Source organism: Paenibacillus sp. OT2-17, from assembly GCF_009827695.1.
Taxonomy (GTDB): domain Bacteria; phylum Bacillota; class Bacilli; order Paenibacillales; family Paenibacillaceae; genus Paenibacillus; species Paenibacillus polymyxa_B.
This window is the reverse complement of the sequence record NZ_WUDQ01000008.1, coordinates 25,694-45,301: the sequence shown is the minus strand read 5'-3', so window position 1 is coordinate 45,301 and position 19,608 is coordinate 25,694. Positions and strand designations below refer to the sequence as shown.

General features: G+C 46.3%; 21 protein-coding genes. 9 read left to right on the top strand and 12 right to left on the bottom strand.

The window, feature by feature from the left end:
• Positions 1–142: 142 nt before the first annotated feature.
• The 10 genes from GRP75_RS04305 to GRP75_RS04260 form a co-directional block, all read right to left on the bottom strand.
• The gene (locus GRP75_RS04305; RefSeq protein WP_023990747.1) at positions 143–976 is read right to left on the bottom strand and encodes a formate/nitrite transporter family protein; all 834 of its coding nucleotides are present in this window, start codon (positions 974–976) and stop codon (positions 143–145) included.
• 388 nt (positions 977–1,364) lie between these two features.
• The gene (locus tag GRP75_RS04300) at positions 1,365–2,726 is read right to left on the bottom strand and encodes an FAD-dependent oxidoreductase (RefSeq protein ID WP_160788683.1); all 1,362 of its coding nucleotides are present in this window, start codon (positions 2,724–2,726) and stop codon (positions 1,365–1,367) included.
• 391 nt (positions 2,727–3,117) lie between these two features.
• On the bottom strand, positions 3,118–3,594 hold the full coding sequence (locus GRP75_RS04295; RefSeq protein WP_023990749.1) for a glutathione peroxidase: 477 nt from the start codon (positions 3,592–3,594) through the stop codon (positions 3,118–3,120).
• 87 nt (positions 3,595–3,681) lie between these two features.
• The gene (locus GRP75_RS04290; protein WP_028540725.1) at positions 3,682–4,485 is read right to left on the bottom strand and encodes a hypothetical protein; all 804 of its coding nucleotides are present in this window, start codon (positions 4,483–4,485) and stop codon (positions 3,682–3,684) included.
• Positions 4,486–4,497: 12 nt separating this feature from the next.
• Positions 4,498–5,391, bottom strand: coding sequence for an ABC transporter ATP-binding protein (locus tag GRP75_RS04285; RefSeq protein WP_023990751.1), 894 nt, complete (start codon positions 5,389–5,391; stop codon positions 4,498–4,500).
• Positions 5,392–5,628: 237 nt separating this feature from the next.
• Complete coding sequence (locus tag GRP75_RS04280; protein ID WP_028540726.1) at positions 5,629–6,642, bottom strand: LLM class flavin-dependent oxidoreductase; 1,014 nt, start codon at positions 6,640–6,642, stop codon at positions 5,629–5,631.
• 104 nt (positions 6,643–6,746) lie between these two features.
• Positions 6,747–7,910 carry an AI-2E family transporter gene (locus GRP75_RS04275; RefSeq protein WP_023990752.1) on the bottom strand — a complete coding sequence of 388 codons (1,164 nt, stop codon included), beginning with the start codon at positions 7,908–7,910 and terminating at the stop codon, positions 6,747–6,749.
• A 150-nt stretch (positions 7,911–8,060) separates the two neighbouring features.
• The gene (locus tag GRP75_RS04270; protein ID WP_160788682.1) at positions 8,061–9,074 is read right to left on the bottom strand and encodes an LCP family protein; all 1,014 of its coding nucleotides are present in this window, start codon (positions 9,072–9,074) and stop codon (positions 8,061–8,063) included.
• Positions 9,075–9,165: 91 nt separating this feature from the next.
• Complete coding sequence (locus GRP75_RS04265; RefSeq protein ID WP_023990753.1) at positions 9,166–10,068, bottom strand: cation diffusion facilitator family transporter; 903 nt, start codon at positions 10,066–10,068, stop codon at positions 9,166–9,168.
• Positions 10,069–10,278: 210 nt separating this feature from the next.
• A complete protein-coding gene (locus GRP75_RS04260; protein ID WP_160788681.1) occupies positions 10,279–11,778 on the bottom strand; it encodes a DEAD/DEAH box helicase in 1,500 nt (499 codons plus the stop codon).
• 350 nt (positions 11,779–12,128) lie between these two features.
• Between GRP75_RS04260 and GRP75_RS04255 the strand changes: the two genes are divergently transcribed.
• From GRP75_RS04255 to GRP75_RS04220, 7 genes are all read left to right on the top strand, one after another.
• Positions 12,129–12,737 carry a hypothetical protein gene (locus GRP75_RS04255; RefSeq protein WP_237448915.1) on the top strand — a complete coding sequence of 203 codons (609 nt, stop codon included), beginning with the start codon at positions 12,129–12,131 and terminating at the stop codon, positions 12,735–12,737.
• Between the two features lie 39 nt (positions 12,738–12,776).
• The gene (locus GRP75_RS04250; protein ID WP_160788679.1) at positions 12,777–13,421 is read left to right on the top strand and encodes an immunity 50 family protein; all 645 of its coding nucleotides are present in this window, start codon (positions 12,777–12,779) and stop codon (positions 13,419–13,421) included.
• Positions 13,414–13,821 carry a hypothetical protein gene (locus GRP75_RS04245; RefSeq protein WP_160788678.1) on the top strand — a complete coding sequence of 136 codons (408 nt, stop codon included), beginning with the start codon at positions 13,414–13,416 and terminating at the stop codon, positions 13,819–13,821. The genes GRP75_RS04250 and GRP75_RS04245 overlap by 8 nt, the downstream gene beginning before the upstream one ends.
• Before the next feature lie 177 nt (positions 13,822–13,998).
• Positions 13,999–14,628, top strand: coding sequence for a hypothetical protein (locus GRP75_RS04235; RefSeq protein ID WP_160788677.1), 630 nt, complete (start codon positions 13,999–14,001; stop codon positions 14,626–14,628).
• Between the two features lie 82 nt (positions 14,629–14,710).
• Positions 14,711–15,238, top strand: a complete 528-nt coding sequence (locus tag GRP75_RS04230) for an SMI1/KNR4 family protein (RefSeq protein WP_049828352.1) — start codon at positions 14,711–14,713, stop codon at positions 15,236–15,238.
• Positions 15,222–15,782, top strand: a complete 561-nt coding sequence (locus tag GRP75_RS04225) for a hypothetical protein (RefSeq protein WP_023990760.1) — start codon at positions 15,222–15,224, stop codon at positions 15,780–15,782. Before GRP75_RS04230 ends, GRP75_RS04225 begins: the two co-directional genes overlap by 17 nt.
• Before the next feature lie 2 nt (positions 15,783–15,784).
• Positions 15,785–16,228: an immunity 26/phosphotriesterase HocA family protein gene (locus GRP75_RS04220; protein ID WP_160788676.1), complete on the top strand. Its 444-nt coding sequence runs from the start codon at positions 15,785–15,787 to the stop codon at positions 16,226–16,228.
• A 62-nt stretch (positions 16,229–16,290) separates the two neighbouring features.
• Here the strand turns inward: GRP75_RS04220 and GRP75_RS04215 are convergent, their stop codons facing one another.
• Positions 16,291–16,830, bottom strand: a complete 540-nt coding sequence (locus GRP75_RS04215; protein WP_160788675.1) for an HAD family hydrolase — start codon at positions 16,828–16,830, stop codon at positions 16,291–16,293.
• 153 nt (positions 16,831–16,983) lie between these two features.
• Between GRP75_RS04215 and GRP75_RS04210 the strand changes: the two genes are divergently transcribed.
• Together GRP75_RS04210 and GRP75_RS29115 are read left to right on the top strand one after the other, a co-directional pair.
• A complete protein-coding gene (locus GRP75_RS04210; RefSeq protein WP_160788674.1) occupies positions 16,984–17,643 on the top strand; it encodes a hypothetical protein in 660 nt (219 codons plus the stop codon).
• Positions 17,624–17,983: a DUF7716 domain-containing protein gene (locus GRP75_RS29115; protein WP_023990764.1), complete on the top strand. Its 360-nt coding sequence runs from the start codon at positions 17,624–17,626 to the stop codon at positions 17,981–17,983. The genes GRP75_RS04210 and GRP75_RS29115 overlap by 20 nt, the downstream gene beginning before the upstream one ends.
• Here GRP75_RS29115 and GRP75_RS04205 read toward each other — a convergent pair.
• Positions 17,973–19,607 (bottom strand): DUF6138 family protein, encoded by a 1,635-nt coding sequence (locus tag GRP75_RS04205; RefSeq protein ID WP_160788673.1) that lies wholly within the window; start codon positions 19,605–19,607, stop codon positions 17,973–17,975. The two genes, GRP75_RS29115 and GRP75_RS04205, sit on opposite strands and share 11 nt — an antisense overlap.
• Position 19,608 lies beyond the last annotated feature (1 nt).

Below are 19,608 nucleotides of genomic sequence, written 5' to 3'. Positions count from 1 at the left end.
ACGAGAGCACACTCATCCTCCATGCCAAATCATGGACCACTCCCAAAAAAATCCGCCATGACAGGTTTCGTTCCCCCGGGCCTGTCATGGCGGATTTGCTTTGTTCATTGCTGTTTAAAGTGCCGTAATTAAGCAGGATCACTCAACGGATTTGATGTGCAACCGAAGAAGTGGTTGGAGATTCATTCACTGGATGTGCGTTGGCTTGAGGCTTTTTTAAATAGGCCAACCAGTAGGCTCCAGCCACAAACAGGCTACCTCCTACCAAATTCCCCAGCCAGACCGGAATGAAGTTCATAACATAATCTGCCCATGAAAAGTGGCCTGCAAAAATAGCCGCCGGAATGAGAAACATATTGGCAACAACGTGCTGAAATCCAATAGCGACAAAGGCCATGGTCGGGAACCAAATCCCCATAATTTTGCCGCCAATTGAGTCTGTGCTATAAGCCAGCCATACAGCCAGTGCTACGAGCCAGTTACATCCTATACCCGATATAAAAGACTGCAAAAAGCTTTCATGTAGCTTATGTCCTGCCATATCCACCACTTTGTCCAGGTAAGGACCCGTTTCTGTCAAACCCAGCACATGGCCAAAGAAAAAAGCAACGAATAACGCACCCGCAAAATTACTGAGCGTAATAATCGCCAAATTACGAAGCATGGCCCCTGTCTTAATCCGTCCTGCCCATCTCGCCAAAGGAACCGCCATCATATTGCCGGTCAGCAATTCTCCGCCGGCGATCAAAACTAATACCAGACCTACAGGGAACACCGCAGCTCCAATAAAGGTGGCAATGCTTCCCCATTCTTTAGGCGCACTTGCAATAACACGTATATCCAGCAAAAACCCGAGTGCAATAAATGCACCTGCCAAAAATCCCAGTACCACCGCCACAGTCCACGGGTTGTTCGCCTTGGCCACTCCTGTTTCCACCGTCTTTTCGGCAATTTGCCCCGGTTTATAGCTCGCCATATGTCCCCGCTCCTTTAATATCTTTTCACTAAAATGTTCTTCTTTCATATTTTATTTAAAATCAGTGATTATGTTTGTGAAAAAAATCACTTTATCAAGCATTAAAAAAACAGCCCTTGGAAAAAGGACTGTCTTTTCTGTATTATTACATCTACTGCGCTACTACGCGCTTTGCATTTAGTTGTATTCTTCCTTTTCAACTGCTCTCAAGAACCAAATAACTCCACCGAGGCCTACCAGCGCTACGACTACAAGAAAAAGGATATAAAACAAATCCATAAGCTACTTACCCCCTAATCCTTATGCTACTCTATATTGTACTATAAGGATTCGTCCATACGTCTCAGATTGTTGACAAACTTATGAACAATGTCACAGACAAACCGAATTATACAGTAACTGGGTTCCGTTCGGATATTGTAGGCAATGCTTGTAAACCTGCTGCGTTCAGGAAATTCCAAGGCTTGTTATAATGTGGCTGGAAGAAGAAATCGACAAAGGCCAACTGGTCAATGGTCATATGATTTTGAATGGCTACGGATAGCGTGTTAATGGATTGCGTCAAATCCACCTTCGACATAATTTGTGCCCCCAAAATTCTCCGTGTCTCCTGCTCATATACCACTTTCAGTAATACCTTTTCGGAGGTTGGCATAAATTCAGGCCGGTAGCTGTCTTCAATGGTTACAGCTTCTACAGTCATGCCTTCGTCCGTTGCCGCCGCTTCCGTCATGCCTGTTCCTGCAATATTGTCTTCGTAAATTTTGATACCCGAAGTTCCTTGGGTTCCCATGTAGGCAATGGTTGGTTGTACCAGATTACGTGCTACCAGCGTACCCATACGAACTGCGTTGGTTGCCAAAGGGATATAAGCCGTTTTGCCTGTCGGATTATAGCGGATTGCACAGCTGTCACCTGCTGCAAACACGTCCGGGCAGCTACTTTGCATATAGTTATCCACAATGATCGCACCGTTAGGCAACATATCTACCTGACCTTTGAGCAGATCCGTTTGAGGTCGGAAACCGATGCAGAGAATAACAAGCTCTGTTTCATATTCTCTTTTAGAGGTCACGACTTTACTTACCTTACCGTTCGTACCCTCAAAACGACTCACCGTCTCGCCAAGTACCAGCTTAATGCCATGTTCCTTCAGGGAACTTTCAATCCGGTCTGTATACTCATGGTCCAAATACTTATTCAATATACGATCAGCACTGTCGATCAGTGTTACATTTTTACCGTTCATTTGGAAAGCTTCTACCAGTTCAACACCAATGTATCCAGCTCCGACGACTGTAATGTTCTGTACATGCTGGGCTTTCTCAATGATATCATTCGAATGATTATAGTTTTTACAGAGCAAAATATGATCAAGTTCAATGCCTTCCAGCTTCGGAATAATAGGCCATGATCCTGTGGTCACAATTAATTTATCAAATGTGTCTGTAAATTCTTCACCTGTTTGGAGATTACGTGCATGCAGCGTCTTGCCTGCCGTATCCACACTCGTTACCTCATGAAGCATCTTGGTCTCTACACCCAAGTCAGCCAGTTGATCTGGAGACGAATAAAACAGTCCGTGCGGATCTTTGACGACACCACCTACGTACAGCGCAATACCACAAGATAAGAATGAAATATTATCATTACGCTCATAAACGGTAATTTCGGCATCTGGATAACATTTAGCTGTGTTGACGATAGCTGCCGTGCCTGCGTGTGTACATCCGATAACTGCTACTTTCATGTTAAATTCCTCCTTGGTGTGTGGGCATAAAATGTATAATAATTGTGAATAGTTTCACGTAAACAGCTCGTTAGCGTTTGTGATTTATTTCACTTCATGCGCTTATTATAGTGTGATATTTTTCACATTACAATAGCTTTTTAAGATATTCACAATTTGTCCACATTTAAAAAAGAAAGGATATACGAGTTCAGTCGTTTGCTGAAATGTTTCTTTGCTCCATCCAGTTTTCCCTGTAAGCCCCCTGATTATGCCCTTGGAATCGACCTTCACATGATGCAATACACCTTAGACAAATGCATATGTAGAGAACAAAAAAGGTCCGTTTCCCGGAGACATTCCGGAAATCAGACCCTTTTTAAACATATACGTTGGAATTAAAGCGAAGCTACTATAGCAATTGCTCAATAGCTGCTTTCATCGCTTCTGGTGACTCCTTCGGTTCAAAACGACCCACAGGTACACCTTCACGATTCACAATGAATTTCGTGAAATTCCACTGAATTGTCCCATCTTCCTGTTCTCCAGGCTGTTGCTTTTTTAAATATTCAAACAGAGGCGCTGTATCAGGTCCGTTGACGTCCACTTTGGCGAATATCGGGAAACTAACCCCATAATTCAATTGGCAAAATTCAGCCGCTTCCTCGCTGCTGCCCGGCTCCTGACCGCCAAATTGGTTGCAAGGAAATCCTAATACAACTAATCCCCGATCCTTATATTCGTCATAAAGCTTTTGCAAATCCCCATATTGCGGGGTAAGTCCACATTTACTGGCGGTATTCGCAATAACCAGCACCTTACCGGTGTAAGTATCCAGAGAAACCTCCTGATTCGCTGGTGTTACGGCATTATGTGAATAGACAGACATACAGCATCCTCCTTCGTGTCGCTTGGTTTAGGTTACATAACCTATTTTAACCAAAACGTGACGGACATGCCAACATCCACAGTGATTTTACCGTGATGCCATCACTTCGAGTCTGCGTTCTTCGCGTTCGGAAGCGGACATTTTTGGGCAAGCATAACAATACCGCTGGCCTCCACCTGTCTTGTAATATTGGCAACAGGACGGTTTCATGTAGGTATTTTCACCGGGGCGGTAAGGATTGTCCAATTCAATGAGACGAACCGTAAACGGATTTCTTTTACGCCCGAATACCTCTCCCTCCAGCTCACGTGTCACATACATATAATCTTGTTCAAAGCGCTCCACATCCTGAGGATCAGTCAACGATGGCTGTACTCTATCCTTAAAATACAGCAATGTCAACGGAAACTGTCCCCACATTTGCCCAATAGATGCGCTCCCCACTGCAGCTATTGCCTCCAATATGGGCCGCATCTGCAAACTGTAAAAGTCACGTAACGCTTGCTGAGCCTGTCCGGAAGAATGGTCATCCCCATTGTTCCGCGTATTGTCCAGCTCTGTTAGGTCGATGACCTGGAGGCTAATAGAGGGATATTGACCTTCATAACAAATATGAAATCTGAGATTGGAAACGGACAGGTCCAGACGGCGTTCACACAGAGACACCATAAAATGCTGCGCAAACACGAGGCCACGCAACTGGTTCACAAAATAAACAGCTGCGGTCAAATCGTCTTCAGCACGCAGAAGATCGCTATAGTACTCCATTACAGAGCGGAGCTTCTCTGGTTCAAGCCATTCCGCCACTGGGCCGGAATATACTGCATCCTCCGGCGTGACTCTCACTATTTTCGCTAATTGCTCAAGCTGATTGTAATCCAGTGGTCTCATGGTATGTCCCCTTTAACCTCTTGCCGCTACTTGTGGTCTGGCATCACGTCGCTCGGCAACAGAACCCACGGGTTGCTTCTCTTCCACATTCATTTCCTTTACTGCTTGGCTTACCGCTGGCTGTCCAGCCAAAGCATATGGAAGACAGAGCGGTACACCCGTACGAGGATCTGTTACAATATCCGCCTCAATCCCGAACACCTCGCGCAGCACATCAGGAGACATAACCTCAGTTGGAGTTCCTACCGCCTCGGCCTTCCCTTTTTTGATCGCAATCATATGCTGAGCATACCGGGCCGCATGGTTCAAATCATGTACGACCATAACAATGGTGCGCTCCGCCGAAGTATTCAGATACTCTAGCAAATGCAGCACTTCCAGTTGATGCGCCATATCTAAAAATGTCGTCGGCTCATCCAGAAACAAAATATCCGTATCCTGCGCAAGCGCCATAGCAATCCAAGCACGCTGACGCTGACCGCCAGAAAGCTGATCAATCGGACGATCGTGGAACTCGCTCATTCCCGTTACTTGAATGGCCCACTCTACCATTTTGCGATCTTCCGCTTTCATGGAGCCAAAGCCTTTTTGATAGGGAAAACGTCCGTAAGATACCAGTTCCGTCACGGTTAATCCTTCCGGTGCAGTCGGATTTTGTGGCAAAATAGCCAGCTGTTTAGCTACTTCCCGGGTGGATTGCTTATGAATGGATTTACCGTCAAGCAGAACACTGCCGCCCTTAGGATTCATGATGCGAGCCATCGTCTTCAGAATGGTGGACTTGCCAGAACCATTTGCGCCCACCAAGGCTGTGATTTTCCCTTGCGGTATTTCTACGTTCAGATCTTCTACAATCAATCGATCTTCATAAGCAATATCCAGATTTGCCGTTTTCAGACGAAACATTTGGAATCATCCCTTTCCCTTATCCAATATATATAGTCACGGGCTTAACGCACGACTTTCATCAAAACTTCATTCTATCTTTATATAATAAAGATATTGATAATCATTATCAAGTGTTAACTGGTTTATTTCCTATATCATACAGTGCATATCATCCAATATTCCCTCAAAAAATTCAAAAAAAGATCACAGCTCCTCGAAGCTGTGATCTTTTAAATCCGGCGAATCGCATTATGACTATACAGAAGACAGTCCAAATGCTTCAGCCATGAGACGTATAGATTTCATTTTGGCATCAAAGTCGTGAATAATGCTCGCAACCATGATCTCCTGTGCATTATAGTCCTTACTTAATTGCTCAATCTGACGCTTCACCTGTTCGGGCGAACCGACCACCATACGTTTGCGATTCTCACGAATACGCATCCGGTCAAACGGCGTATACGGATACGCCAGTGCCTTTTCGACGGAAGGTGTTCCAGCGGAGCGCATTCCCTGCTCTAATAGTACAAGAGACAAGTCCATACTGGAAGCCAACCGATTCGCCTCCTCTTCGGTGTCCGCACAGATCGCAAATACGGCAACAAGCGAACGCGGTTGGTCACTATGCTGGGAAGGCTGGAAGCTTTCCTGGTATTCCTTCATAGCCCCTGTGCCGCCTTCACCGTTAATGAACTGCGCAAACGCAAAGCCCACGCCACGCTCGGCTGCCAGACCTGCGCTATCACCGCTGGAGCCGAGCAACCACATTTCCGGTACAGTTTCTATGAGCGGCATCGCCTGTAGCGAACCGAAACGGTGATCATTGCCTGTGCTGTCATGTAAATAAGCTAACAGGTCATCCAACTGCTCAGGGTATAGATCTACGCCACCTCGCATTTTGCCTTCTTGCAGTGCTCTGGTAGCAATGGGCATTCCTCCAGGCGCTCGTCCCAGACCCAGATCAATGCGTCCCGGATACAACCCCTCCAGCACACGAAAGTTTTCCGCTACTTTATAAGCGCTGTAATGAGGCAGCATCACACCACCCGACCCCACTCGAATGGTTGAAGTCCGGGCGGCCAGATGTGAAATCAGTACCTCCGGACTGGACCCTGCAAGATTTGCGGCAGAATGATGCTCTGATACCCAAAAGCGATGATAACCCAAGCGTTCCGCCTCTATAGCAAGCTCAGCGGTCTTTTGTAATGCCTGCGCATGCGTCATGCCTTCCGATACCGGAGATTGGTCAAGAATGCTGAGTTTTATCATAAAAGTCTGACCTTTCTATTTTGGAATAAGGATAGGCATTAATTATAGCACGCGTAGCCACAGTTACCCAAGAGGGGGCCATATCAATTTTATAGTGGAAAATTTTATTTCTCGTAAAGACTTGCGTTCTCTTTATCCGCCTCATAGAGATGCGAACGCTTTTTAAAGAAACTGTACAGATGTGTAACGATTACTTTCAAGACAGCATATCCCGGAACCGCCAGTACAATTCCCACCACACCAAACAAATTGCCTGCCGTCAGAATAACGAAGATAATCGTGATCGGATGTACTCGAAGAGATTTGCCCATAATTTGTGGAGAAATAAATTTACCCTCAATGAGCTGTACGACTGTCCATACGATAACCATCTTGAGCAGCATAATCGGTGAGGTGACCAAGGCTACAATTAACGCAGGTGTAATGGCAATAACGGGACCTAAGTAGGGGACAACGCTCGTAAAGGATGCAATGACTGCAAGCGTCAGAGAGTAGTCTAATCCAATGATTAGATAACCAATATACAACAGCGCCCCAATACAGAAGCTGACAATAATCTGCCCACGAATATAGGAACTGACCTGATGGTTCATTTCAGTCATAATGCGATCTGTTTCTTTACGAAACATAGGCGGGAGCATTTTCAGGATAAACTGTGGCAGCTTGTGTCCATCTTTTAGCAAGTAGAACAGAATAAATGGAACCGTGGCAATCGCAAGTACCGTTTCTGTAACCACGCCCAAGAAGCTGCCCACGCCCGTCCATGCATTATTAATAAAGCTAGATAACTTTTCAGAAGCTTTGGAGGCCAGCTCAGATGGATTAATTTGAATGGTGTTCTGGAACTGGTTTACAAAATCGCTGCCGATCAGTTTCTCGAATTGTCGTTGTACTTGCTCGCTATAGGCAGGGAAATTTTGGATGAGCCCCTGTATTTGATCACGGATTACAGGTACCACCGATGTAACCACAATCGCAATAACCCCTATAATGAGCAAAAACAGTACAATAATGGAGTATATTCGTTTCACCTTATTACGCTCCAGTACATCAACCAACGGATTGAACAGATAGTACAACACGCCGGATAAAATGACAGGGAGAATTATCGTTTTCAGCAGCACCATGACAGGTGTGAATATGTATGAAATTTTGGTAAGCACCAAGATATTCAAGCCGATCAGCAGCAGTACCAGCAGGAATAACACAAACTTGTTGTTCAGAAAAAACTTCTTGAATCGGTCTTTCCATGCCGGAGTTATTTCCACACCACATTCCCCTTCTCTTTACACAATTGAGTATACGTTCTTCATAGATACGATATATTTTTGGAACAAAATATACAAGGTTATACCCAAATACACACAAAAGCAAACAAAGTTGTACGTCATCGTACGAACTTCGCTTGCTTTCGAGGGTTATGGAGTATCATTTATCGTGGTTGCAGCATCCACCGTCGTGGTCACAGGTTTGTTCTCCTGTTCAAAAAGATTCTGTATGAAGCGCTTGAGCTTTCTTTCGTCCACACCCAACACCTGCGCACCCTTAATGGTTTCCCCGCGTACCAATTCATTTGGTGGGATTTGCTGCTTCGCTACTGTTGTTGCATCGATATTAAAGCCCAATGAAGCCAATTGCAGCATTTCCGTAGTATTGAGATTCGTTTCAATATAAGGAGAAATGCTATTTAAAATACTTGGCAGTTTGATTAGAGATGAGGTTGACTGAATTTTACCGCCAAGCTCGGTAATGAATTTGCGTTGCCGCTCCGTACGCGTAAAATCGGAAGTCGCATCATGACGGAAGCGTACATATTGCAAGGCTGTTTTACCGTCCATGTGCTGCATTCCCTTTTTCAAATCAATATCAAACTGGTGTTTATCTGCCTTGGAGGTATAGTGCATATCTTTTTCGACATCCAGGTCAATACCACCCACAGAATCAACCAACGCAATAAAGCCATTAAAATCAGTATATACATAATATTGAATCGGTATCCCCAACAGGTCGCTCACGGTCTGTCTGGTTAAATCCGGTCCACCGTAGGAAAAAGCAGCATTCAATCGACTTTGCCCATGACCTGGGATATTGACGTACGTATCACGAAGAATCGACATAAGTGTAGCCTTTTTCGTAACCGGATCAATAGAAGCAACCATAACGGAGTCAGAACGCCCTGAATCCTCTCCACGGGAGTCGCCGCCTAGCAGCAGAATATTCACTCTTTCTGTCCCATCCCATTCTGGTGGGAGCGATACCTCTACTGGTTGTACATTGGTTTGAGTTTGTGCCTGCGGTTTGAATTTCGAATCCTGTCCCGAAGCAACCGAAATTTGATTCGTAAAATGATATATAGAATACGTATAATATCCGCCCACTAAAAGAACAGCCGCAGTCACAGAAATGCCTAACCATTTTAAAAATTTTCGCATATTTTCGGGTAACCTCGCTTTTATTCATCATCGTTCGGCTTTTAAAAGCATACCCTCCCTGCAAGTTATCTGTCAATTCGCGTCGTCTGTTCTAGTGGTCGTCTGGATACCATGGATTCAAATGGACAAGCACCTCATAAACCCGCGGTTCCTGCTTCATGACAGCCCCCTTAATCAGTCGGATAATATCGTGTCCCTGCTGAATCGTCAAAGAGGCATCCACTGAAGCGCGGATATCCACGATAATATAATGGCCGTGCTCACGGGCACGGATACGGTCAATACGTTGAACCTCGGCTACACTCAGTGCGGCTGCGGCGTAGCTTTCAATTTCCTCCGTGGCAATCGCTTTTTCCATAAGCACATCTATGGATTCACGGCCCATTTCCCACGCCAATTTCAGAACTAGCAATGCCACTACGAATCCCGCAATAGGGTCGCCGTAAGATAAGATTGAAATGCTCCAGTGCTCCCCAATCAGCCCCAAACCGATACCCAGTACAGCAGCCCCAGAGGCGTACACATCAGCGAGATGATCTTTTGCCGTTGCGATAAGACCCTGACTATTGGCCGCTCTCCCGATACGAATCGTGTAGATATACAACCACTGTTTCCAGAGCAAGGAAATAATGGCGGCCACCAATGCCAGTATATGCTCCTGTGGCATCGGTTCGAACAGTGCTGCAATCGAATGATAGCCGATAAATATGCCCGCTCCAAACAATATGACCGCCACCACGCTTGCACCGATCACTTCTGCTTTGCCGTGACCATAAGGATGATCCTCATCCGGCGGCTGGCTGGATATGCGCATCGCTCCCAGTGCCGTTGCAGAGGCAATCACGTCCCCGGCATTATGCACACCATCGGCCACCAGCACCTTGCTGTTGAACATAAGTCCTGTAATAATTTTAATGCCGGTTAATAGGATGTTGCTAATCAGGCTGATCCATGCTGAGACCATGGCGCGCTTGCCCATATCCTGTTCCTGCATGATGTATAACCCCTCCAAATTTATCTTTTTGAAAAATGCATCCTAAACGCTAATCGTTTATTTCAAGGTAGCCCCGCTGCTCATGTCATCTTATGGTGCTGCTTCTTCAAGCGGTATGGGTGAAGATTACAATAGCCCCGGAAGATGAGCCTCCCCGGGGCTATTATGATAACCATACTGCAGTATTCTATGAGAATACTCCTGTTTTATCTATCTGGACCGTCCGCGACGGCCGCCTTGTCCTTGACCACCACGCGGGCCGCCTTTGGCTTGTCCACCGCGGCCACCTTGGCCTCCGCGTGCGGAACCGCCGCTACTGCGGTCATATCCGCCACGCTCGCTGCTTTGTCCTGCCGAGCGGCCTTGGCCTCCGCGTGCGGAACCGCCGCTACTGCGGTCATACCCGCCACGCTCGCTGCTGCCGCTGCTAGAGCGACGTTCGCCGCCTGTGGCATCACGACGGCCCGCCTGTTCGCGGCCGCTGCCCCGGCGTCCGCCGCCGGAGTCGTTGCCGCCGTAGGAACGGCGGTCGTTTCTGCCCGAACGGCGTTCTCGACCCTGTCGATCAGCCGTATCGGAAGCAGGTCTACGCTGTCCGCCGCCCTCACTGCTGGTGAATGTGACACCAGCAACTTTCTGGATGTTCCGAAGCTCTGGAACATCTCTTGGCGTAGCGAGCGTCACTGCCACGCCTTTGCCTCCGGCTCGGCCGGTACGCCCGATGCGGTGGATGTAGCTTTCGGCATCCTGCGGCATGTCATAGTTAAAGACATGCGTGACGCCTTCTACATCCAGGCCGCGCGCAGCTACATCAGTCGCTACGAGCAATTGGAGTTTCGCTTCCCGGAACGCCTTCATCACTTGCTCCCGCTTGTTCTGGGACAAATCTCCGTGAAGCTCACCGCTCTCAAAGCCCATCTCTTGCAGCTCTTCGTTCAGTTTGGCAGCCCGGCGCTTCGTACGGCAGAAAATAACAGCCAAGTACGGGCGATCCGTATTTAGCATATCCACCAATGCCTGTTGCTTACCACGGTCTGTTGTTTGCACAACGACCTGACGGATTTGGCTCACCGGAACGGAAGAAGCGGATTTCACTTTGACATCTACGGGTTCGTTCATATATACACGAGCCAGCTTGCGAATACCGGCTGGCATCGTAGCGGAAAACAGCATCGTCTGTCTCCGGTAAGGAACCTCCTGAAGAATCGTCTCCACATCGTTCAAAAAGCCCATGTGTAACATTTGGTCGGCTTCGTCCAGGACCAGCATTTTAATGCCACCCAGATCCAGCGTGCCACGTCTCAGGTGATCCAGCAGTCGCCCAGGTGTACCAATAATCAGTTGTGCGCCGCCTTTCAGTTTACGAAGCTGACGCTCTACGTCCTGTCCTCCATAAACAGCCAGTAATGACAAGCTTGGCTCTGTAGCGGCCAACGTGTTCGCTGCCTCTGTAATCTGGAGCGCCAGCTCACGCGTCGGTGCAATCACGAGCGCTTGTGGATGACGCTTGTCCAAATTCATTTTTTGCAAAATGGGTAGTAAGAACGCAATCGTCTTCCCGGTTCCCGTATGTGCCTCGGCGATAACATCCTGACCTTCCATCAACAGTGGAATCGACTCCTGCTGTACAGGAGTTGGGGATGAAATTCCCTGTTCTTTCAAGGCTTCTACCCAATGCTGCTCTACGCCTAATGCTGCAAAATTCTTCAAGTGGTATTCACTTCCCTTATCTGTATTCAATATGTGTCACGTAAAATAGGTTCATGTGCCATATGACATCTATCGTTCCATAGTTCAGAATTCCCATTTTTGTATCGGTTCTCATTCTACCCTTTTCAGGAAGGGAGCTTATCCGTTATCGTTGAATCTGTTCATGTAACCAACATACGGCCGCAATGCGGCTCAGGCCCGTTCCATCTATGACTTTCCTAGTATACGCGAAGTTGAACTGGTTTCCAAACGATTTTAATGAACAGCACCACAGTCAATGTAAAAGGTGAATTCGATCTTCATGTCATATATTATGGTATATGAATTGGTAATTCATGAATAAAGGATGGATGCTTGTGGTTAACAACCTGCATTATAATTTCATAATGACCGGTCCCTTGTCGGAGAAGCACACTTTGTTTGCCGAAGAGTGCTTTACTAACCTGTTCGATTGTTTTGAAACGCTCCTGAATATATCAGGAATCCGCAATACCCGTGTGTCAGTCTATCAAGCCGGGGCTAAAAAGGCCAAACACGGTAAGTTTCGCTGGGACAAGCAGGAGTTGCTTCGTATTGTTACCGATGATGAATTGATTCCGCTGATGCTAGCTATCGAGGCTCCCAGTATCAAATCATCCTATAACAAAGGGACAACGCCGGAACTGTACATTCTTTTGTCCAATGACCCCCTGTGCCAATCTTCTAATCATTGCGGCATGCTCGTTTCAATCCGTCAGGACGTTTATGAAAGTATCGACCAAGCAATCGTCGAAGACGTTATGATGAAGCTGAGCCAGTGGTTAAAGGCAAACAAGCTGCTACACAGCTCGCGTAACTTTTATGCTGGCAGTAAAGCACACGCTATTATGGATATTCTTCCATTTATGCTCGAACAGGATACCCCGGATATGAAGTATGTTTTTCAATCGTGGACTCCGTTCCCTTTACCACACACTTAAACAATCCGTCATACTATTAACCCCAGGAGGCTGCAATTTATGCAAATTCAAATTCAAAAGGTTGAAAAAAAAGAGAACGAATATCTCATTCATTATCAAGCCGGGGGAGCGTTGCCGTTCGTTCCGCATGATATTGTTTTGATCCATGGCAAACAGTATTTTATAGGCACGATTTTAAAAGTAGAGCCGGAACAAGCCCTTATACGTATCAATCCAGAATATGAAGACCAACTGGCAGGGTCCATCGGACTGGAACTGGCTTTCTCTCCAACCGTTTCTATTCAAGGAGCAGACAGCATTGTCGAGAAGCTTGGCTATTTCCCTCCCTTTCATTATGACCGAATTACAGCTGCTAATATGACGAAAGACCAGATTACGCTGACGATTGAGCTATCCTACGCTAGCGTGCTTGTCCCTAAATCACCGGATCTGGAGCCTTCGGCTGAGGCACCTGTAATCCCTGAAGCTCCAGTAAAAGACGTCCCACGCTATGCAGTGACTTTTACATTTCTGGAAACCAAAGAGCATGTATTAACTCCTGTAGAAACAGAAAACATCATCTTGCAGCTTGATTTCCGCTATGAAGAAGCAGACATGGTAGTTGATATCGATGCCTTGTCGGGACTGTCAGGTAGCTTTCTGTGCAGAGGTATCCGCGCAGAGATTAAGGAGCTGAATGAATAAACAGGAGGCTCGCGAGCTGTTACGTTGTCATTCTTTTATTCACGATGATCTGGAGCATCCCAAAATGCAAAACGGATTTCTAGGGATGCTCCGCCCCTTTCAGGGAGAACTGATCGAGGACAACTTCCATGAACTGATGACCATCATTGAAGTTCTCGCAGATGAGTTGGAGAAACCATCCGTAGAACGGGAGCTGATTGCCGCTCTGTGGGGGATTTGCCAATATACATGGGCATGGGCATTGTATCCTGATAGTATGCTGCAGCGAAACAACCTACTGACCGTAGAGCAGATCAACACCCTCGACGATTGGATTGATACGATCTCCTATGCGGTTATGGTGCTGCTGGAGGGTGGCGGACGGGAAGAAGCTTTATCGAACTACAGACATGAGAGTTGATCCGCAGTGATACATATATCTTAGTCAAGGAGGCCGCTTGTGCACTGCTTCGCGCACATAAAAGCATGCCTTTCGCACAACATGCTCTGAAGCAATTATCGCAGCATGAGAATTCGGTGCATCTGCCAAACGGGAGCTGTCCACATAATCGACAACCAAAGGAGAATCACTCTACTTATGCGTGTAAGAATATTTATATTCATATTGATTATCGGGATTATATGTGTGCCTGCCTATTTCATCATGAGCAGCTTTGGATTATTTCAAAATGAAAAGGTGCTTGTACATTACAAGCTTGCCATTGAGGTAAAGGATAAAAAGTATGATGCCTGGCCTTTAATCAGCAGCTATACCGCTATAGATAAAAAAGGGGACAATCGTCAGCTCTACTATCAGGCGGAGGGCTCAGGCATAGAGTATCTGTTTCAACTGGCGTATGGACAATATGAACTCCGACCCTCCAAGGAAAATCCTTTTCTGGACGGGGGAGTCCACTACACCATGGACCATCCTGAGTATGTGCGTGAGGAAAAGCAGTATGAGAATGCTAGCGACTACACGGAATTAACCCATTATTACAATCAGCAGGAACAGATTATTTATACCTATAATCCCGAAGCCAAGCTCGATAAAACATACGTCCGTTCCATCATCACCGCTGGGATGACTCGCACAACCGGTAGATCAAGCCGTGCGGTAAAGGATGACTATATCAATATCAGTAAGCTGTTTAAGGACAAGCTGGGAGTGAATGTGAAGGTAGATGTGGATGAGGACAACAAAATCGTCACCCTATCCATGACATGATCTCACAAACGATGCACCGCTGCGTCTTCTCATTTCCAAAAAGAGGTCTATGGTTTACTAGGATCAAGGGGGCTGGTTGTTGATGTCATTCGCAATTGAATCAGGGCTTTCGCCTGCCCAGATCGCGGCATTGGAGGAACAGATACAGCATATATTGCCCGCTGGCTATACACGTTTTCTTTCACAATATAACGGTTTTTATGTAGCCGCCCCTTTTTATTGCAATGTGCCCTTCGATCGCGTGGATAACGGAGACATTGATTTGACTTGTTTTTTCGGATATGAGGTATCCAACAAAAACCATGACCTTCTAGCGATTAATGATGAATTTCTGGATGAAATCAATCATGTCCAGAACGCTTTGTTGATTGGTGCAGATGCGGGCGACAATTTTTACGTTCTAATATGTAATGAATACACCCCGTATGTGTACTACTGGGACCGCACACATCTTCATGCTTATGATGACAAACTGAACTATGATATTGCAGAGCAGGACGAATGTGGACATTTGTATCTGGTGGCAACAGACTTTACAACGTTTTTTAATCAGGTAATTGAACGACTCAACGAGCAGAAAGGGAGGCCTACTGATGACAGAAATACATAACCCTAATTGGGGACCGGCTTATTTAGAAGGTTGGGTTGTACCCGAAAACCCAGAGGCATGGGTCGAGCAGGAGTGGACAGGTACGCTTCGTTCACAGGCAGGACATACGAAATTCCACATTTTTTATTATGGAGAACTTATGGACGAGCTGATCACTGGAACTGAATTTGCCCCCCAACTCATTATTGCAGAAGAGGCAGTCACAGGTGAACAGATCGTGATTTTTGACGGAACCCGCCATGGTTACGATGCTCTGCTATGCGAAGTTTATACCAAGGAACAGCAGAACAATCGTACTCCCCTGCTGCCCTATCTGGACGAAGATGGTGAAGATACTTTCGAGGTAAGCTTGACCGCTTTTTATAATGTTGATTGGGATGACGAGTTTGCAGACGATGTGGATGAGAATGGACAGTTAGAGCTGATCAACGGCGAACGATGCGATTTTGAAGATGCGAAGCGGAACGGCTATGATGCGATCAGCATTACGATTACCAACGCTAAAGGTCTAAAAACAGAGATCATTCAGGAAGAGCTGGCCTGACGATGGTGTTTAAAAGAATCAAACATCGGGAAGGCGATATTTTTGTTATCCCCATGCATGACGGCCGATTTGCGGTATGTCAGGTGATCTGCGCACTGTATGGTAGATTCAAAAAAGCGTTCTCCTTCGGGGTTCTATCCATAGGCCAGAATCAAGCGTACAAGGGTGAAAAGACATATCTTCCGTTCACAAATTATCGCGGCCGATTTGAAGTTATATTCACCGCCACCCAAAATCTGACGAAGGGAGTATGGCCTATTATCGATCAGCGCCCTCTATCCGAGGAACAACAGCAGCTAAAATATTTTAATTGTGCGGGCCATCTGTATTGCGGGGATGAATATATACGCAATCTGGAACTGGAAGAATATAATCAATATACTGTAATGGACGTGGCTGGATATGAGTTGGTACAGCGATATTTAGCCCAATATGAAGACCACTAGCAGAAGAATAGCAGCACAAATAACTACCTTGAAGTTTGATACCAAGGTGGTTATTTACGCTGCTAAAAGGGCTCGAACGTATAAGAGAATGGTGTACGCTCTGTCCCTAATACTGACTTCACGCGCTCTTCATCCACCAACGCTTCGACGAGGCTATATAAATCCGAGGCTGCATACCGAAAATTGCCCCATGTGCGTAGATTCAAAGCATAGATTGGGAATTCTCCCCGTTCATCAGGCGATTGAATATCCCAAATCAGCAGGTCATTCCCTTCACTGGAAGCGAAGGGAACCGCATGCTCCAAAAGCTCCGGAAAACCATCTGGCTCCAGCGCCGCTTCTTGTAGAACCTCTTCCGATTCCAGTAAATCATCAAACCAGGCCCGCCAGTTATGATAACGATGAAGCCATGAATCCGGGTGATCGCCAAGAGGAATATGAATGTTCCATAAGCCACATAGTCGCCCGTAACCAAGAGTTTTGACATAATCTATATAAGAAGGCGGAAAGCCCATACCATTTTTAAAACGATGCTCTATTAGAAAAACCTCATCATAATAAGCCTGAAACTGCGGACGTTGCAGCCCTGTAAAAATGCTCATGTTCGCCCTCTCCTTTTGCACGTCCTATTCACCTTTTCACCCTTCGGCGCATTGAAAAGGCCATTTTCAAGTGTTAATGTTGTTAAGAAATATTATAACATATGAATCATAAAATGTACGTTTTTACGCTCTTTCCGAAAAGGAGGAACGAATATGGAGCAAAAGCGCTTCAAAGATGAACATGGATATAAATATGACTTTAGCGCCGTGATCAGGAGAGGAGAACAGGTAGCTGTTCATTGCCCTCGTTGTCAGGGCCAGGCTTTTATTTCCAACTCAAAGGAAGACTGTCATTACGTCGTTCGATGTTCTCATTGTTACTACACGTATCAGCAGCCAGAATCTTATACATTCTATGCACGCGGCGTATGCAACCATTGCGAACGGTATTTTAATATCGAAATCCATGATGACCGAACGAAACTCCATAAAAATACGAATATAAACTGTCCGCACTGTGAGACACGCAATCAGGTTCCGGTGCATCGTGTTCAATCACGCGAATGGCATACGGACGTGATCCAAAACGGAAAAGACCCTATTTTCCAGCTCCAGCTGTACTTCCTTGATTACTATCGGGGTAAACCTGTCTGGGCTCTTAACCGGATACACCTGAATTACCTGCTCTCCTATATCTCTGCCGAGTTGCGGGAAAAGCCTACATCCGGTATGATGCGTACGGCTTCCCATTCCATTCCCAAGTACATTAAGGATGCGAAGAATCGCCAGGCCATCTTGAAAATATTACAAAAGCTACAGCATAAGCAAGCCGCTAAGGGAGGGGCCTCCATACATGAGCATACAAACTTTTGACAGCCTTGAAGCATTGATTCGTGCCGTTGGCCAAACAGAGATCAATGAATGGGTATTTGCCAATCTGGAACGTGTTCAAAGTAATCCGCTCAATTCTACCTATTACATCATCCCCGAGGAAGAATTGTGGGAACTGGAGGATGCCGGTCTCACCGTCACCAATCATCGTGATGAAAGTATACCTGCATCTCTACCAGACCATCACGTGCAATCTTGGTTGGAGGTGGCGACTGTACAGGATGTCATTGAAGTGTTACGCCACAGCGGAAGCGAGCCGGATATTGAACGCATTGCGCAGGGACTGCGATATTATCATGAATATGATGCTTTTATGGAATAAGCGTTTCCAGCAGCTCTTTTACCTCAGGGACAGCCTGCTTCAGGCTGTTTTTTAGTTTCTTCGCGCCACCCCATATACGATAAACAAGCACCTCTTGTTCATAGTCCTCCAGCTTCTCAAGCTCCTCCACCAGTACCTGTGCCTGCTCTACAGTTTCGATTCTGGATGACTTCAGTGGTTTGGCAGACTCGTTGCCTGCCAGTAGAACCCTCGTCCAAATGGGGATCGTGTCCGGTGTCAGTCCGTGTGCGTCAGCAAATACAGCGGCGTAACCGTCCTGTACGGACTGATGTTCACTGTCCACCAGCTTCATATAACGATTCACTAGTGGGAAATAGTTCTTTCCTTTTAGGCCCAGTCCCATCACCGCATAGGTTCCCGGCATCGCCGACTTTTCACCGGGCTCTACATCGTTATACCATTTGAATTCTTCCATCACGGTTTCGGCATATTCAGCCAGCAACGGATGCAGCGACGGATACTCAAGTGCATTGGCGAAGAAACGATGTAGCGTAGATTTAGCCAACTTGGGTACAGGCAGGTAGTTTTTCACCTTGCTTTTGAACTTCATCCGATATTCCTTGGTAAAGCCCTTCTTTAAAATATCGCATAAATATACAAGTGCTTCTCTATAGCTTTCTTCTTCCTCTGAACGAATCTGAACCTCCAGCGTTTGCAAAATATCATTGGCTTGGCAGATGACTCGCTCGCTTGTATGTAGCGCTGGGATGCTTCCTGATCCGCTCTCAAGCCACACGGAAGCCTGCTCCGAGCCTAACTGTGTAGCAATCTCCAAATACTTCTGCCGTGCATCGGCATCGGTCGAACCCACCCGCATCGCGGTAAGCAGGAACATCTCCATGGCTGGCGCAGGAATTTCCGAAGGGAGAATATCAGGCTTCACTTTATAATCCAGCCCATAGCTTTTTTCCCGATCTGTATAATTGGCCAAAAATTCATCCTCTGCCCAATGCTTCAAGCCACTGCTGAGCTGATACCTCCATGCTTCCTCACGCTTGCGGCTGACCTTCACTTTGGCATCCATTCGATTCAGCAGCTCATTCATCCACTGGGCGTTTACAGGGTACAAATGAGGATCAAGCAAGTGCCTTACTAAGAAAAAATCGTCCTCTTCCTTCGGCACAGCTTTACTAGAGGGGTTGAGTTTCTGCTCTACAAACTGTTGGATAGTGGCTAACAGTTGCTGCCGCTTATCTTCGTTCAGGAGTGAGAATGTAAAATGACTAGCCTTATTCTCCAAGACTACTTCCAGATGAAATTCCAGCCGATAACGAAAGAACATGGAACTAAATTCTTTCGACTTAAACAGAGCCTCTATCCGTTCCCTAAACACAGGCATCCATTCGTCCTGTACCTGCTGCAATGTTACCCCATCTGTAAACCCAGAAATTTTCGTATCCGGTCTACGATGATCCCAATCAAACGGTTCGTAGGTATCCACCCACAGCCCATCCTTCTTACAGGTAACTTTTAAGTATTCATGAATCCCTTCGTGAAGGACACTTTTGATTTGGAATTCGGCGATGCGCTTTTGCTCAGAAGCGTACGCCTCATCAATCGCCTCAAAAATTGGATCTATGTAGGCTTGTACCCCTGATGTCATA

Bases quoted from the DNA above. Each gene is read 5' to 3' on its own strand.
- GRP75_RS04205 (WP_160788673.1), bottom strand. From the start codon at position 19,607: ATGACATCAGGGGTACAAGCCTACATAGATCCAATTTTTGAGGCGATT.
- GRP75_RS04255 (WP_237448915.1), top strand. From the start codon at position 12,129: ATGCTTGTGGTTAACAACCTGCATTATAATTTCATAATGACCGGTCCC.
- GRP75_RS04250 (WP_160788679.1), top strand. From the start codon at position 12,777: ATGCAAATTCAAATTCAAAAGGTTGAAAAAAAAGAGAACGAATATCTC.
- GRP75_RS04290 (WP_028540725.1), bottom strand. From the start codon at position 4,485: ATGAGACCACTGGATTACAATCAGCTTGAGCAATTAGCGAAAATAGTG.
- GRP75_RS04265 (WP_023990753.1), bottom strand. From the start codon at position 10,068: ATGCAGGAACAGGATATGGGCAAGCGCGCCATGGTCTCAGCATGGATC.
- GRP75_RS04235 (WP_160788677.1), top strand. From the start codon at position 13,999: ATGCGTGTAAGAATATTTATATTCATATTGATTATCGGGATTATATGT.
- GRP75_RS04215 (WP_160788675.1), bottom strand. From the start codon at position 16,830: ATGAGCATTTTTACAGGGCTGCAACGTCCGCAGTTTCAGGCTTATTAT.
- GRP75_RS04220 (WP_160788676.1), top strand. From the start codon at position 15,785: ATGGTGTTTAAAAGAATCAAACATCGGGAAGGCGATATTTTTGTTATC.
- GRP75_RS04305 (WP_023990747.1), bottom strand. From the start codon at position 976: ATGGCGAGCTATAAACCGGGGCAAATTGCCGAAAAGACGGTGGAAACA.
- GRP75_RS04245 (WP_160788678.1), top strand. From the start codon at position 13,414: ATGAATAAACAGGAGGCTCGCGAGCTGTTACGTTGTCATTCTTTTATT.
- GRP75_RS04270 (WP_160788682.1), bottom strand. From the start codon at position 9,074: ATGCGAAAATTTTTAAAATGGTTAGGCATTTCTGTGACTGCGGCTGTT.
- GRP75_RS04285 (WP_023990751.1), bottom strand. From the start codon at position 5,391: ATGTTTCGTCTGAAAACGGCAAATCTGGATATTGCTTATGAAGATCGA.
- GRP75_RS04225 (WP_023990760.1), top strand. From the start codon at position 15,222: ATGACAGAAATACATAACCCTAATTGGGGACCGGCTTATTTAGAAGGT.
- GRP75_RS04300 (WP_160788683.1), bottom strand. From the start codon at position 2,726: ATGAAAGTAGCAGTTATCGGATGTACACACGCAGGCACGGCAGCTATC.
- GRP75_RS04230 (WP_049828352.1), top strand. From the start codon at position 14,711: ATGTCATTCGCAATTGAATCAGGGCTTTCGCCTGCCCAGATCGCGGCA.
- GRP75_RS04280 (WP_028540726.1), bottom strand. From the start codon at position 6,642: ATGATAAAACTCAGCATTCTTGACCAATCTCCGGTATCGGAAGGCATG.
- GRP75_RS29115 (WP_023990764.1), top strand. From the start codon at position 17,624: ATGAGCATACAAACTTTTGACAGCCTTGAAGCATTGATTCGTGCCGTT.
- GRP75_RS04295 (WP_023990749.1), bottom strand. From the start codon at position 3,594: ATGTCTGTCTATTCACATAATGCCGTAACACCAGCGAATCAGGAGGTT.
- GRP75_RS04210 (WP_160788674.1), top strand. From the start codon at position 16,984: ATGGAGCAAAAGCGCTTCAAAGATGAACATGGATATAAATATGACTTT.